Raw genomic sequence first — 13,257 nt, forward strand, 5'->3', positions numbered from 1 at the left:
GATAAACAATCCAAAAAGCCCCTTCAGGACAACCCTGAAGGGGCTTTTTGCTGTCTAAACGCGACGCTCTGCAGAGCCTGAACCGGAAAAGCGAAAACACGGCTGGCCGGGACCAAAATGGGACCCAGCAGGCACCGGTCACGCTGGGCAAACCTGCCCACGAAAGCTCCGAGCCCGCATGCTGCGTGTGCGCTCATTCGTTCCTCGCGGCAGGCGCAAATGCGTAAGCGGTGGCAGGGCGAGGGCGCTAAACCTGCGATGGAGGCGGAAAGCTGGCCTCTTCCGGGTAAGCCGCTCGCCGCACCGCCAAAAGCGGATCTGCTGAACGCACCCATGCAACCCCCGAGCCCCGACGCGGCCTTCGAAAGGCCGGCCCAAAGGCGCAGGTACGGGCCGTCTCGTTAAGTATTGCGTAACTATAAAATCCGAAATGCCGGAAGAATGATAGAAATCCTCCGGCCGTCGCCCGACCGGGCGGCGCCTCCTCCTGCCTGACAGGAGCAAAAAGCCGATCCCCGCGCCATACCCATCCCGCCGGGGATACTCACCACCAAGCAAGGCTGGCGAAAGCGCGCCATCGCCAGATGCGAGCCAGAGTTCGAAGCAGCCCACGCGCTCGTGATGCGGGGCAGGCATGCGTTTGCATTGCCGGCGATGGCGGACGAGCCTCGCGCAAGCTTCCTCTGGCTACCTCTATCGAGGCAACTATCCCGTGTGGCTGTTGCAACTTCCCCAAAGTCAGCCCGGAGATACGACCCTCAATGCCCCGTTTCGACCTCAAGGTGTCCCACGTCATCGCTTTGATGGTGTTTGCATTCGTGGGCATCACCGCGACACTCCTCGTCAGCGTCGTCGCTTATATGCTGCAGGATGATGCGGCGCGCTCTGCCGTCGCGCGTCAGAACGTGGCTATCCGCGCCGCTGCGACCTCCCTCGCCAAGGCCGTGCCGGGCACGAAGATCGACTGGGCGCAGGATGGCAATGTGGAGCGGCTGGTCATGCCGCAGCTGCCGGAGCCCGGTGATCACAGCCTCATTGATGAAATCTCCCTCGTCTCCGACGGCACCGCCACGGTGTTCGCCTTCGACGCGGCGAAGAATGATTTCGTCCGCATCACCACCTCCGTGAAGCGGCAGGACGGCACGCGCGCCGTCGGTACAACGCTCGGCAATACAGGCGCGACCTTCGCGACTGTCAAAGCCGGCAATACGTTCCGCGGCGAAGCCACCATCCTCGATGTGCCCTATTACACCATCTACAAGCCGATCTTTGGCTCGACCGGCCAGGTGATCGGCGTCGTGTATGGCGGCGTCGTCAAAAGCCAGATCACCGCTCACGTCACCGCCCTTCTCACCACCATCATCCTGCTCTCGCTGGGCCTCGTGATTGTGCTTGCCGGTGCCGCCGCGCTGCTGGCCCATCGCCTGCTGAGCCCGATCAGCGTCCTGGCCGGCGTCATGCAGCGTCTGGCCGACGATGATCTCGACGTGGAGATCCCGCTGCGCGACAAGCGCAACGAGTTCGGCGTCATGGCGAATACGGTGCAGGTGTTCCGGGACAATGGTCTTGAGCGCCGCCAGCTGCAGGCGGAGCAGGAGCGTCTCGCCGCCGAGCGTTTTGCCCGTCAGACCGAGGTGGAAGGCGCCATCAATACCTTCCGCACCGAGATGAAGCAGATGGTGCTCTCCGTGCGGGGCAACATGGATGCGCTGCTCCGGGTGGCCAGCAGCCTGTCGACGGTGGCAGCGCACACCACCTCGCAGACCGAGTCCGCCAACCGGGCCTCGCAGGAAGCCAGCTCCTCCGTGCAGGGCGTGGCCGGCGCCACCGAGGAACTGTCCGCTTCCATCAGCGAGATTTCGGCTCAGGTGGCCCGCACCACCAGCATCGTTGCCGAAGCAACGGAGGATGCGCGCAGCACCGGCGCCAAGATCCGGGCGCTGTCCGAAGGTGCCGAGCGGATCGGCAAGGTGGTGGAGCTGATCCAGGCTATCGCCGCCCAGACCAACCTGCTGGCGCTCAATGCCACCATCGAGGCCGCACGCGCGGGCGAGAGCGGCAAGGGGTTCGCCGTGGTGGCGTCCGAAGTGAAGACGCTGGCCGACCAGACCGGCAAGGCCACGGAAGAGATCGCCCATCAGGTGAACGCGATCCAGGGCTCCACCTCCGAGGTGGTGAACGCCATCGAAGGTATCATCCACATTATCGAGGAAGTGGATCGCTATACCGGCGCCATCGCCACAGCCGTCACCCAGCAGGATTCGGCCACGGGGGAGATCGGCAAGAACATTGCCGCGGCTTCCCAGGGCTCCGGCACGGTGACGCGCAGCATTGCGGAAGTCATGCACGCCGTGCACGACACCGATCATTGCGCGGTGTAGGTGAGCGAGACGTCGCGCCGGATGGCCGATGACAATGAGAAGCTGAACCACGTGGTGGAGCAGTTCCTGTCCAAGGTGGCGGCGGCCTGATCGGCGCCACCCATCGGGCGAGGGGCGGGCTTTAGCGTGAGGGACGCAAAGAGCCGTCGGATGTCATGATTTCCAGCCACCGGCGCCGTTCGGTGGCGAGGACGCGCGAGATCTGGCGGCTGCCGCTGGCCACCACCTCCAGCCCGTTTGTCTGCAACTGGCCCATGACGCCGTGCTCAAGCAGGGCGATGCGCAACGCCAGCTCCAGCGCGTCCCGCACGCTGGGCGGCAGCCCGGCCGGCGCGGCCACGGCCTGCCAGGTATAGGCATCCATCTGCGGCATGCCGCTCTCGGCGAATGTGGGAACGTTGGGCAGCAGGGGCGAGGGCACAGAGCCGGTGACGGCAAGTGCCCGCACCTCACCCCGCGCGACGGCATCCGCCACCAGCGAGGGCGCCTGGAACGATGCCTGAATATCGCCCGCGAGCAGAGCCGGCACGACGGCGCCGCCGCCCTGAAAGTAAGCGAGGCGGCCGTTGGCGCCGATGGTGCGCAGAAACTCCCCCGCCACCAGATCGTTGATCGATCCCCGTCCTGAGGCGCCGAAAGAGGTGTCCGGCTGGGTGCGCAGGTAGGCGGCGAATTCCGCCAGACTGGTCACGGCCAACTCGCTCCGCACAACCAGAACAAGCGGAGACCGCACAGCCATGATCAGGGGGTCGAGATCCCTCTGCGGCGAGAAGCCGGCGTTGGTGACGATCGCAGGATCGAGCAACAGCAGCGTGCTCGGGGTCACGAGCAGGGTATGCCCGTCGGGCGTAGCCTGCGCCACATAGCGGGCGCCACGGGCGCCGCTCTCGCCGGCTATGCTGTAGACATTGACGGGCGCGCCCAAGGAGCGCGACAGCGCGGGCGCAAGCACATCCGCCAGTCGCTGGCTGACGCCGCCCGGAGGCAGGGGCACCACCAGAGTGATGGGCTGGCTTGGAAAGCGGGTGCTGTCACGCGCGGTCCAGCTCGGCCCAAGGGTGAGCCCGGTCACGCCCACGATCAGGGCCAGAAGCAGAAGAAAGCGCGAATGTCCTGCCATGGATGACGCCCATATCGCACACTATATATGTACCGTTTCGGCCTTGCTCGTTCTATGTCTCGGCCAAAAGTGCAGCATCAATAACTATCAGCGTCAAGGATTGATCCATCTTCCGTGAGATGTAGCCAAATTTGATTAGGTATCTGAAGCTGTCCTGATCATGAGTTTTGCTGCGGTGCCGAAAATACCATATGCATCTGATGCGATGTTTGTAGTCAACTCGCGCGCCGGGACGGGCGGCCGTTTCCGGGCGCGCGCAGATCATCGCTCCAATTTTGGGGTCCGCAATGGTATCGGTGGGTCGGTTCCAGGGAGACCGCCATGCTGAACACCGTTTCCGCTTTCGATCGCATCGGCGAGGAGAATGCATTCGCCGTCCTCGCGCGCGCCACGACGCTCGCCGCGCAGGGGCGCGACATCATCAATCTCGGCATCGGCCAGCCGGATTTCCGCACGCCGGAGCATATCGTCGAGGCCGCCATCAAGGCGCTGAAGGACGGGCAGCACGGCTATACGCCCTCGGTGGGCATCCAGCCGCTGCGCGAAGCTGTGGCCAGGGATCTGCATCGCCGCTTCGACGTGGAGGTGGATCCCGGCCTGGTGATGATCATGCCCGGTGGCAAAGTCACCATGTATGCGGCCATCCTGCTGTTCGGCGAGCCGGGGGCGGAGATCCTCTACCCCGACCCCGGCTTCCCCATCTACCGCTCCATGATCGAATATACCGGCGCGACGCCCATCCCGGTGCCGATCCGCGAGGAGAACGGCTTTGCCTTCTCGGCCGAGGAGACGCTGGCGCTGATCACGCCGAAGACCCGGCTTTTGATCATCAATTCGCCCGCCAATCCCACCGGCGGCGTGACCCCCAAGGCCGAGATCGACAAGCTGGTGAAGGGCCTCGCGGATCATCCGCACGTGGCGTTGATGTCGGACGAGATCTACGACCAGTTCCTGTTCGACGGCGAGCGTCACCAGACGCTGCTGGCCTATCCGGAAATTCGCGACCGCCTGATCCTGCTCAACGGCTGGTCCAAGACCTATGCCATGACCGGCTGGCGTCTCGGCTATTCCATCTGGCCGAAGGATCTCTACGAGAAGGTGCGCAAGCTCTCGGTGAATGCGTGGTCCTGCGTGAACGCGGCCACCCAATATGCCGGCATCGCCGCCCTTGAGGGACCGCAGGAGCCGGTCGCCGCCATGCTGGCGGAGTTCGACAAGCGCCGCAAACTGGTGGTGGAGGGGCTGAACGCGCTGCCGGGCGTCTCCTGCGCCAATCCCAAGGGCGCCTTCTACGCTTTCCCCAATGTCTCGCGCACCGGCTGGACCTCGGCCAAGCAACTCGCCTCGGCGCTGCTGGAGGAGGCGGGTGTCGCTGTCATCGGCGGGCCGGATTTCGGCGTGCATGGGGAGGGCTATATCCGCCTCTCCTATGCCAATTCGGCCGAGAACATCGCCCGCGCCCTGGAGCGGATGGGCACCTTCCTCAGCGCCCGCAAGGTCGCCTGACACTCATTCCGCAGGTCCGTGCGGCGCGCCGGCAGGCGCACGGACCTGCGGCACCAAGGGGCTGAAGCGCATTCGCTTTTCGACGCGTGGCGGATGCGTGCCGGCGGATCGCCGGGGGTTGCACCCGGCCCCCGCTTGCCGCAAAGCTGCGGTGGTCAGAAGGGGAAGCGCGCATGGTCAAGGTGGTGTCCGTCGGCGAAGTGATGGTGGAACTGGCGCGCGGGGATGATGGCCGCTTCGGCCAGGCGTTCGGTGGCGACACGTTCAACACCGCCGTCTATCTCGCGCGCGCCGGCATCGACACCGCTTATGCCACCGCGCTCGGTGACGACATCTTCTCTGCCCAGGTGATCGCGCTGGCGGCGAGCGAGGGGCTGGCCACCGATGCCATCGTGCAGGTTCCGGGCCGCATGCCCGGCCTCTACATCATCACCACCGACGCCAAGGGCGAGCGCACCTTCCATTACTGGCGCGACAATGCCCCGGCCCGCCAATTGTTCGAGCTGGACGGCTGGCAGTCCTCGGCCGAGAAGCTGGTTGGCGCGCAGGCTGTCTATTTCTCCGGCATCACGCTGTCGCTTTATTCCAACGCCGGCCTTGGCCGTTTCCTCGCTTCGCTGGAGGTGGCGGGTGAGGGCGGCGCATGGCGGGTGTTCGATGGCAATTTCCGCCCGCGCGGCTGGCAGAACGATCTGCCCCGTGCGCGCATGGTGTTCGCCGAGGCGCTGAAGCGGTCCTCCATGGCGCTGCCCACCTTCGAGGATGAGGCCATGCTGTGGGGCGATGCCTCGCCGGAGGCGACCATCGCCCGCATCACCACTTTCGGGGTCAAGGAAGTGGTGGTGAAGAACGGCCCCGGCGGTGCCTATGTGCATGCGGGCGGGCAGACGGTTTTCGTGCCCGTGGAGCGCGAGATCCTGCCCGTGGACACCACGGGGGCGGGCGACAGCTTCAACGCCGGTTATCTCGCCGCGCGCCTGAAGGGCGAGACGCCAGAAGCGGCGGCGCGTGCCGGCCATGCGCTGGCGGGCACGGTGATCATGCACCGCGGCGCCATCATCCCCCGCCTCACGCAGGAAGGCGTGTCGGCGCATTGATGGGCTTTGGCCGGTCCTCTGTCTTCGGATTGTATCTAGACAGTTGCGTTGTCGGCATAAGCAACCTCCATCCAATTGTATTTCGCACCTGCGCACCACGCTTGTCGTGGTATGCAGTTTATGGGCTTGTGGCTTCTCGGTGGGAGAGAAACAGTGTTCGATCAGGAACTTCTAGACAAATACATATCAGGTGGGCTCACAGACGTTTTTGGCTGGGGGCTCGATACGGGCTTGGCGCAAGTCTTTTCACACATAGATGAATTTCAACGGAATAAAGGCATTACCGGGCCGCTGGTTGAAATCGGCGTTCAGGACGGCCGGGTCCTGATTCTGCTCGCATTGCTCGCAAGAGAAGGTGAGCGCGCAATAGGTATCGATATATTCGAGAATCAAGGCGAAAATCTTGATTTCAGCGGCGGAAATACATCCGTCGAACGTGTTCTTTCAAACATTAAACTCCACGCACCCAATTCTGATGTTGAGTTGATTAAATCAAACTCATTCAGAATTCCGAGATCGGATTTGGATAAGCTGGAAAATTTCAGAATAATGCACGTCGATGGCGGTCATTATCTGGAAGTGGTAATGAATGATCTGGAAATCGCCCAGCGTACAATCGGCGCTGGCGGTGTTATCGTTATGGATGATTTTTGGCACTCTGGTTTTCCTGAAGTTCAGGAAGCGGTTCACAAATACTTCTTTACGTCTCCGATCATTCGCGCTGCGCCATTCATGGTTGGCCGGAACAAGCTGTTCCTGGCAAGTCATGAAATCAGATCGGATCTCAAGGCATATATTTTTGAACGTATGCCCGCGAATATGCAAAAGCAGGTTCGCGTGCTCGGTTATGATGCCTTCACAATTGACCCTCAATGGTGAGATCGCGTGTTTGATGCGATATCCCGGTGCTGGTGATTAGGTTGGGATAGAAGCGGGGAGGTGAGCTTGCCCTCACCCCCGCTGAGCCAATGCCAGTCTTATCCCGAAGGCCACGAACACAAGGCCCGTCAGTCGGTCCAGCGCGCGCACCACGGCGGGCCGCGCCAGCAGGCGGCCGAGGGGGACGGTGGCGGCGATGAGCACGGCGAACCAGAGCAATGACAGCACCACATGCAGGCTCGCGAGCGCGAGGCTGAACAGCAGGGCATTGCCGCCGGGCGGAATGAACTGCGGCAGGAAGGTCAGATAGAAGATGCCGACCTTCGGGTTGAGCAGATTGGTCAGGAGCCCGCGCCGAAAATCACCTGAGGCGCGCGGGTTCGTGTCCGGCGTCAGCCCGGCCGTGCGGGGCTTCAGGATCAGCCGCGCGCCGAGCACGAACAGATAGAGCGCGCCCGCGCTCTTCACCACGGTGAAGGCCAGTTCCGAAGCGGCCAGCAGCGCCGTGAGGCCCAATGCCGCCGCCACCGCCCAGCCGAACAGGCCGAGCGCGATGCCGAGCGCGGAAATCGCCCCGCTGCGGGGACCACTGATCGCTGCCGCTCGCAGCACGAGGGCGGTGTCCACGCCGGGGGTGAGCGTCAGCACGCTCGCCGCGAGGGCGAAGGCCAGGAAGAGCGGCAGCGTCTCGGCCATGGTTTGCGCCGCTCCGTTCAGATCGTCAGTCGAACTTCGCCGCGCGCGGCAGCTTTGCCGCCGCCGCCGAAAGCTCGCGCACCTTGTCGAAATTGCCCGCCTTGATGGCGTCTCCCGGCACCACCCAGGAGCCGCCCACGGCGACCACGTTCGGCAGCGCCAGATAGTCGGCGGCATTGGAGGGGCCGATGCCGCCGGTGGGGCAGAAGCGCAGGGCCGGCAGCGGGCCGCCCAGACCCTTCAGGAAGGGCGCGCCGCCCGAGGGCTCGGCGGGGAAAAACTTCAGCACCTTGAAGCCGAGCGCGTCGAGCGCCATGGCCTCGCTCACCGTGGCGCAGCCGGGCAGCACCGGCACCGGGGCCTCGGCAAGAGCGGCAGCCAGAGCCGGCGTGGTGCCGGGGGTGACGATATAGGTGGCGCCCGCCTCGATCACGGCCTCGATCTGCGACCGTTCGGTCACGGTGCCGGCGCCGACGATGGCGCCTTCCACCTCGGCGGCGATCAGGCTCATGGCGCGCAGGGCGACGGGCGTGCGCAGCGTCACCTCGATGAGCGGCAGGCCGCCTTCCACCAGTGCGCGGGCCAGCGGCACCGCATCCTCGATGCGCTCGATCACCACCACGGGGATCACCGGCGCCTTGGCGATGAGGGGAAGGGGGTTCTTTTCGCTCATTCCGGCAACTCCCTTGAGGGCCACGTCCTGCGCGGCATGTCGGCAGGGCGTCCCTGCATCGCAAGGGCTCCCCGCCTCGTTGCGCCTATGAAGCCCAGCGGGCCGGTTCTGTCGAGACCCAACGGCCGGGCATTTGGGTGGCCCGACCTTACCGTCGCTGCGGAAGGTCGCATTGGCAGAGAAAAACCGCATGGCTGAACGGTTCCGCCATGCTCCTCCGGAGGCTGAGAGGGCTGGACAGGAAAAGTGATACTCTGTATCTCTGATGGCATATCGGAGTTTCCATGGCCTCGTCCCACAGCCATGGCCATGACCATTCCCATGGCCATCACCATGCCCCTCGCCCGCGCCCGGTGGCGCAGATCGGCGGCTCGGCGTTGCGCGCCTCGCTGATCACCCGGCTCTCGGTCGCGGTGATCCTGTGCGCGGTGATGTGGGTGGGCGTGCTGCTGGTGACGCAGCCATGAGTGCGAAGCCTATGCATATCTCGGCCAATCCGCAGTTGCGTTTCCGCGATCTGACGCTCGGCTACGAGCGGCATCCTGCCGTGCACCATCTCTCGGGCGATGTGGAATGCGGCGCGCTGCTCGCCATCTGCGGGCCGAACGGCGCTGGCAAGTCCACGCTCATGAAGGCCATTTCCGGCGCGCTGAAGCCCCTGCACGGCTCCATCGAGCGCGGCGGGCTCGATCCGCGCGACATCGCCTATCTGCCGCAGAGCGCCGAGATCGACCGCTCTTTCCCCATCAGCGTCTATGACATGGTGGCCATGGGCCTGTGGCGCCGGGCCGGGCTGTTCGGCGGCATCGGCAAGGCCGATCGCGCCCGCGTCGGCGAGGCCGTCGCCGCCGTGGGGCTGGAAGGCTTCGAGAAGCGGCCCATCGGCACCCTGTCCGGTGGCCAGATGCAGCGGACCCTGTTCGCCCGCCTGCTGCTGCAGGACGCCCGGCTGATCCTGCTCGACGAGCCCTTCACGGCGCTCGACGCCAAGACCATGTCGGACCTCCTGGATCTGGTGCGCCGCTGGCATGGCGAGAAGCGCACGGTGCTGGCCGTGCTGCACGATTTCGAACTGGTGCGCGCGCACTTCCCGCAGACCCTGCTCATGGCCCGCACGGCGGTGGCGTGGGGGCCGACGGCGGAGGCGCTGGCGCCGGAAAACCTTCTGAAGGCCCGCCGCATGGGCGAGGCCTGGGACGACGGCGCGGCCGTGTGTGGGGAAGCGGCGTGACGCCATACGAGGCGCTGATCGCGCCGTTTGCGGAATTCGAGTTCATGCGCCGGGCGCTGGTGGGCGTGTTCGCCCTCTCGCTGGGCGCCGGCCCTGTCGGCGTGTTCCTGATGCTGCGGCGGATGAGCCTGACCGGCGACGCCATGGCCCATGCCATCCTGCCCGGAGCCGCCATCGGCTTTCTGGTGGCGGGGCTTGATCTGACCGCCATGACCATCGGCGGCCTCGCCGCCGGCGTGCTGGTGGCGGTGGGTGCGGGCGTGGTGGCGCGGGCCACCGAGATCAAGGAGGACGCCTCCATGGCGGCCTTCTATCTGGTGTCATTGGCGCTGGGCGTGATGATCGTGTCCATGAAGGGCTCCAACGTGGACCTGCTGCATGTGCTGTTCGGCACCGTGCTCGGCCTCGACGATCCGACCCTGCTGCTGGTGGCGGGCATCGCCACGGTGACGCTGGTGACGCTCGCCTTCATCTGGCGCCCGCTGGTGCTGGAATGCGTGGACCCGAGCTTCCTCGCCTCGGTGAGCCGCTCGGGTGGCGTCAGTCACATCATCTTCCTGGCGCTGGTGGTGATGAATCTCGTGGGCGGCTTCCACGCGCTGGGCACGCTGCTCTCGGTGGGCCTGATGATGCTGCCCGCCGCCACCGCGCGCTTCTGGGTGCGCGATCTCACCGCTCTGGCGGTGGTGGCGACCTCCATCGCCTTCGTGTCCGGCATTGTCGGGCTGCTGATTTCCTATCACGTCGGGGCCCCGTCCGGCCCGGCGATCATCCTGGTGGCGGGCGCCGGCTATGCGGTCTCCGTCATCTTCGGCCCGGCGGGGGGCGTCTTGTCCCGTGTCCTGCCCCGCCGCCATCTCGAGGCATAACGGAGCCTTTCCATGCTGTCCCGTCGTACCCTGATCGCCGCGGCTTTGCTGCTCGGCGCAACCCCGGCGCTCGCCCAGACGCCAGCCACCGCTCCGGCGGAAAAGCTGCCGGTGGTGGCGTCCTTCTCCATCCTCGGCGACTTCGTGAAGAATGTGGGTGGCGATCGCATCGCGCTGTCCACCATCGTCGGGCCGAACAGCGACAGCCACGTCTACCAGCCCTCGCCCAGCGACGCGAAGAAGCTGGCGGCGGCCAAGGTGGTGTTCATCAACGGTCTCGGCTTCGAGGGGTGGGTGGAGCGTCTCGTGAAGGCCTCCGGCTCGACGGCCCCCGTCGTGATCGCCACCACCGGCATCAAGCCGCGCGAACGCGCCAAGGAGGAGCCGCAGGAGGACGAGGGCGCCCACGACAAGGACGCGCATGACCATGCGCACGACAAGGATCATGGCCACGATCACGGCCCCATAGATCCCCATGCGTGGCAGTCGGTGGCCAATGCCAAGGTCTATGTGGCCAACATCCGCGACGGCCTGATCGCCGCCGACCCGGCCGGCAAGGACGCCTACACCGCTAATGCGGCGGCCTACCTTGCAAAGCTCGATGCGCTGGAGGCCGAGGTGAAGGCGGCAATCGCCGCCATTCCGGCGGCCAAGCGCCGCATCATCACCTCGCACGATGCCTTCGGCTATTTCGGCGATGCCTATGGCGTGAAGCTGCTGGCGCCCGAGGGCGTCTCCACGGAGAGCGAGGCCTCGGCCAAGGACGTCGGCCGGATCATCCGCCAGATCAAGGCGCAGAAGATCCCCGCCGTCTTCCTGGAGAATGTCACCAACCCGCGCCTGATGGACCGCATCGCCAAGGAGAGCAAGGCGACGATCGGCGGCACGCTTTATTCGGACGCTTTGTCCGATGACAAAGGCCCCGCGACTTCCTACATCGACATGATGCGCTACAACGTGCGCCAGCTTTCCGGCGCACTGGCCAAGTGATCGCGTCCCGCGATGGCTTGGAGCACCTGATGTTTTGACAAAGCGGCGGCCGCCTCCCGATGGGGTGCGGCCGTTGCGGCATGCGCGGGCAAAAATCCCGCATTGGAGATCCCATGGCTGAGACCGGCTCTGAAAAAATCCCCGTGACCGTGCTGACCGGCTATCTGGGGGCGGGCAAGACCACCTTGCTCAACCGCATCCTGTCCGAGCCGCACGGGAAGAAATACGCCGTCATCGTCAACGAGTTCGGCGAGATCGGCATCGACAACGACCTCGTGGTGGGTGCCGACGAGGAAGTGTTCGAGATGAACAACGGGTGCATCTGCTGCACCGTGCGCGGCGATCTCATCCGCATCATCGACGGCCTCATGCGCCGCAAGGGCCAGTTCGACGGCATCATCCTCGAGACCACGGGCCTCGCCGACCCGGCGCCGGTGGCGCAGACCTTCTTCGTGGACGAGGAGATGGGCGCGCGCACCCGGCTCGACGCCGTGGTGACGGTGGCCGACGCCAAGTGGCTGAACGATCGCCTGAAGGACGCGCCCGAGGCGAAGAACCAGATCGCCTTCGCCGACGTGATCCTGCTCAACAAGACCGATCTGGTCTCGGCTGAGGAACTGAACGAGGTGGAAGCGCGCATCCGTGGCCTCAACCCCTATGCCAGGCTCTATCGCACCCAGAAGTCGTCCATCGCCATCGACAAGGTGCTCAACCAGGGCGCGTTCGAACTGGATCGCATCCTCGCGCTGGAGCCGGCCTTCCTTGAGGAAGGCGAGCCGGACCATGTTTGCGGCCCGGATTGCGGCCACGACCATGGGCACGACCACGGCCATCATCACGACCATGGCCACAGCCATGGCGGGCTGAAGCACTATCATGACGAGGAGATGCAGTCGGTCTCCTTCTCCACCGACAAGCCGCTGGATGCCGACAAGTTCTTCCCCTGGGTTCAGGACGTGGTGGCCACCGACGGCCCGAGCATCCTGCGCTCCAAGGGCATCCTGTCGTTCAAGGACGATCCGGACCGCTTCGTCTTCCAGGGCGTGCACATGATCCTGGACGGCGACCACCAGCGCCCGTGGAAGCCGGACGAGGAGCGTCTAAGCCGCATCGTCTTCATCGGCCGCAAGCTCGACACCGCCAAGCTGGAACAGGGTTTTCTGGCCTGCGTGGCGTGATCATTCCTTTTCGGGCGCCGCCGGTTTTGCGGTGGCGCCCGAAAATTTGCGAGACCACCGGCTGGCATCCCGGTGGCCCTCGATGATCCCGAGGATTTCAACGGTACCATCGACATAGCGGAAGAAGATCAGATAGTCCCGAAAGGGCAGGCAACGGAAATCCGGGCCTAGTTCCGGGCGAGCTGTCCCGAGAAGTCCGGGGGTGCTGGCAAGCTGTCGGCAGCGCTTGCGAAGCCGTGCCGTGAAGCTACGTGCAGTCGCCGGATGGTCATTCCGTTCGGCGATATAATCAAAAATCGAGCCGAGGTCTCGCAGCGCAGCCGGTAGGTAGCGCAGCTTCGGCATTCAGCTTCTATCGGCTATGCGGCGTGCATAACGGGCTTCCAGCTCAGCCTCGACCTCTTCGTCGGTGTAGCTGCCGCCTTCTGCTATGGCGGCTTCCAGATGGGCCTTCAGCTCCGCCAGACGCCGCTCCTGCTCGGCCATCAGCTCAAGCCCGGCTTCGACAACGGCCTCGGACGACGGGAAGCGCCCCGAGCGCACCTCCTCGTCCACGAACGCCTGCCATTTCCGGCTCAGAGGCACGTTCATCGCCTGTCTCCTCGCTGCGATGGTCGCACCGGGCAGGGCGGGCGGC

The 13,257-nt window shown here is 65.0% G+C and carries 14 protein-coding genes; 9 read left to right on the forward strand and 5 right to left on the reverse strand.

All coding sequences use genetic code 11. The features are described 5' to 3' along the window. Positions 1-761: 761 nt before the first annotated feature. Complete coding sequence (locus tag IEW24_RS20405; RefSeq protein ID WP_188582138.1) at positions 762-2,381, forward strand: methyl-accepting chemotaxis protein; 1,620 nt, start codon at positions 762-764, stop codon at positions 2,379-2,381. A 121-nt stretch (positions 2,382-2,502) separates the two neighbouring features. On the opposite strand, the gene IEW24_RS20410 is transcribed toward IEW24_RS20405, so the two are convergent. Next, the gene (locus tag IEW24_RS20410; RefSeq protein WP_188582141.1) at positions 2,503-3,501 is read right to left on the reverse strand and encodes a Bug family tripartite tricarboxylate transporter substrate binding protein; all 999 of its coding nucleotides are present in this window, start codon (positions 3,499-3,501) and stop codon (positions 2,503-2,505) included. A gap of 321 nt (positions 3,502-3,822) precedes the next feature. Here IEW24_RS20410 and IEW24_RS20415 point away from each other — a divergent pair, with 321 nt between their 5' ends. The 3 genes from IEW24_RS20415 to IEW24_RS20425 all read left to right on the forward strand — a co-directional run bounded on the left by IEW24_RS20415 (position 3,823) and on the right by IEW24_RS20425 (position 6,983). After that, positions 3,823-5,007, forward strand: coding sequence for a pyridoxal phosphate-dependent aminotransferase (locus IEW24_RS20415; protein ID WP_188582143.1), 1,185 nt, complete (start codon positions 3,823-3,825; stop codon positions 5,005-5,007). Between the two features lie 173 nt (positions 5,008-5,180). Then, on the forward strand, positions 5,181-6,104 hold the full coding sequence (locus IEW24_RS20420) for a sugar kinase (RefSeq protein WP_188582145.1): 924 nt from the start codon (positions 5,181-5,183) through the stop codon (positions 6,102-6,104). 153 nt (positions 6,105-6,257) lie between these two features. Next, a complete protein-coding gene (locus IEW24_RS20425) occupies positions 6,258-6,983 on the forward strand; it encodes a class I SAM-dependent methyltransferase (RefSeq protein ID WP_188582146.1) in 726 nt (241 codons plus the stop codon). Positions 6,984-7,055: 72 nt separating this feature from the next. Here the strand turns inward: IEW24_RS20425 and IEW24_RS20430 are convergent, their stop codons facing one another. Beyond that, positions 7,056-7,679 carry a LysE family translocator gene (locus tag IEW24_RS20430; RefSeq protein WP_188582149.1) on the reverse strand — a complete coding sequence of 208 codons (624 nt, stop codon included), beginning with the start codon at positions 7,677-7,679 and terminating at the stop codon, positions 7,056-7,058. 25 nt (positions 7,680-7,704) lie between these two features. Continuing rightward, positions 7,705-8,352: a bifunctional 4-hydroxy-2-oxoglutarate aldolase/2-dehydro-3-deoxy-phosphogluconate aldolase gene (eda, locus tag IEW24_RS20435; RefSeq protein ID WP_188582151.1), complete on the reverse strand. Its 648-nt coding sequence runs from the start codon at positions 8,350-8,352 to the stop codon at positions 7,705-7,707. Positions 8,353-8,636: 284 nt separating this feature from the next. Between eda and IEW24_RS20440 the strand changes: the two genes are divergently transcribed. The 5 genes from IEW24_RS20440 to IEW24_RS20460 all read left to right on the forward strand — a co-directional run bounded on the left by IEW24_RS20440 (position 8,637) and on the right by IEW24_RS20460 (position 12,620). Further along, on the forward strand, positions 8,637-8,819 hold the full coding sequence (locus IEW24_RS20440; RefSeq protein WP_188582153.1) for a hypothetical protein: 183 nt from the start codon (positions 8,637-8,639) through the stop codon (positions 8,817-8,819). Next, a complete protein-coding gene (gene aztA, locus IEW24_RS20445; protein ID WP_244644573.1) occupies positions 8,816-9,583 on the forward strand; it encodes a zinc ABC transporter ATP-binding protein AztA in 768 nt (255 codons plus the stop codon). Before IEW24_RS20440 ends, aztA begins: the two co-directional genes overlap by 4 nt. Continuing rightward, positions 9,580-10,452: a metal ABC transporter permease gene (locus IEW24_RS20450; RefSeq protein WP_244644574.1), complete on the forward strand. Its 873-nt coding sequence runs from the start codon at positions 9,580-9,582 to the stop codon at positions 10,450-10,452. Before aztA ends, IEW24_RS20450 begins: the two co-directional genes overlap by 4 nt. Before the next feature lie 12 nt (positions 10,453-10,464). After that, positions 10,465-11,442 (forward strand): metal ABC transporter substrate-binding protein, encoded by a 978-nt coding sequence (locus IEW24_RS20455; protein ID WP_188582155.1) that lies wholly within the window; start codon positions 10,465-10,467, stop codon positions 11,440-11,442. Between the two features lie 113 nt (positions 11,443-11,555). Then, a complete protein-coding gene (locus IEW24_RS20460; protein WP_188582156.1) occupies positions 11,556-12,620 on the forward strand; it encodes a CobW family GTP-binding protein in 1,065 nt (354 codons plus the stop codon). Here IEW24_RS20460 and IEW24_RS20465 read toward each other — a convergent pair whose 3' ends face one another. Both IEW24_RS20465 and IEW24_RS20470 read right to left on the reverse strand, forming a co-directional pair. Continuing rightward, complete coding sequence (locus tag IEW24_RS20465) at positions 12,621-12,965, reverse strand: type II toxin-antitoxin system RelE/ParE family toxin (RefSeq protein WP_188582157.1); 345 nt, start codon at positions 12,963-12,965, stop codon at positions 12,621-12,623. After that, positions 12,966-13,211 (reverse strand): type II toxin-antitoxin system ParD family antitoxin, encoded by a 246-nt coding sequence (locus IEW24_RS20470; RefSeq protein ID WP_188582158.1) that lies wholly within the window; start codon positions 13,209-13,211, stop codon positions 12,966-12,968. Between the last annotated feature and the right edge of the window lie 46 nt (positions 13,212-13,257).

Source organism: Azorhizobium oxalatiphilum, assembly GCF_014635325.1.
Classification (GTDB): domain Bacteria; phylum Pseudomonadota; class Alphaproteobacteria; order Rhizobiales; family Xanthobacteraceae; genus Azorhizobium; species Azorhizobium oxalatiphilum.

Excerpts from the sequence above, each read along its gene's own strand:
- IEW24_RS20465 (WP_188582157.1), bottom strand. The coding sequence starts at position 12,965 with ATGCCGAAGCTGCGCTACCTACCGGCTGCGCTGCGAGACCTCGGCTCG.
- IEW24_RS20420 (WP_188582145.1), top strand. The coding sequence starts at position 5,181 with ATGGTCAAGGTGGTGTCCGTCGGCGAAGTGATGGTGGAACTGGCGCGC.
- eda (WP_188582151.1), bottom strand. The coding sequence starts at position 8,352 with ATGAGCGAAAAGAACCCCCTTCCCCTCATCGCCAAGGCGCCGGTGATC.
- IEW24_RS20460 (WP_188582156.1), top strand. The coding sequence starts at position 11,556 with ATGGCTGAGACCGGCTCTGAAAAAATCCCCGTGACCGTGCTGACCGGC.
- IEW24_RS20405 (WP_188582138.1), top strand. The coding sequence starts at position 762 with ATGCCCCGTTTCGACCTCAAGGTGTCCCACGTCATCGCTTTGATGGTG.
- IEW24_RS20440 (WP_188582153.1), top strand. The coding sequence starts at position 8,637 with ATGGCCTCGTCCCACAGCCATGGCCATGACCATTCCCATGGCCATCAC.
- IEW24_RS20455 (WP_188582155.1), top strand. The coding sequence starts at position 10,465 with ATGCTGTCCCGTCGTACCCTGATCGCCGCGGCTTTGCTGCTCGGCGCA.
- IEW24_RS20470 (WP_188582158.1), bottom strand. The coding sequence starts at position 13,211 with ATGAACGTGCCTCTGAGCCGGAAATGGCAGGCGTTCGTGGACGAGGAG.
- IEW24_RS20415 (WP_188582143.1), top strand. The coding sequence starts at position 3,823 with ATGCTGAACACCGTTTCCGCTTTCGATCGCATCGGCGAGGAGAATGCA.
- IEW24_RS20430 (WP_188582149.1), bottom strand. The coding sequence starts at position 7,679 with ATGGCCGAGACGCTGCCGCTCTTCCTGGCCTTCGCCCTCGCGGCGAGC.
- IEW24_RS20410 (WP_188582141.1), bottom strand. The coding sequence starts at position 3,501 with ATGGCAGGACATTCGCGCTTTCTTCTGCTTCTGGCCCTGATCGTGGGC.
- aztA (WP_244644573.1), top strand. The coding sequence starts at position 8,816 with ATGAGTGCGAAGCCTATGCATATCTCGGCCAATCCGCAGTTGCGTTTC.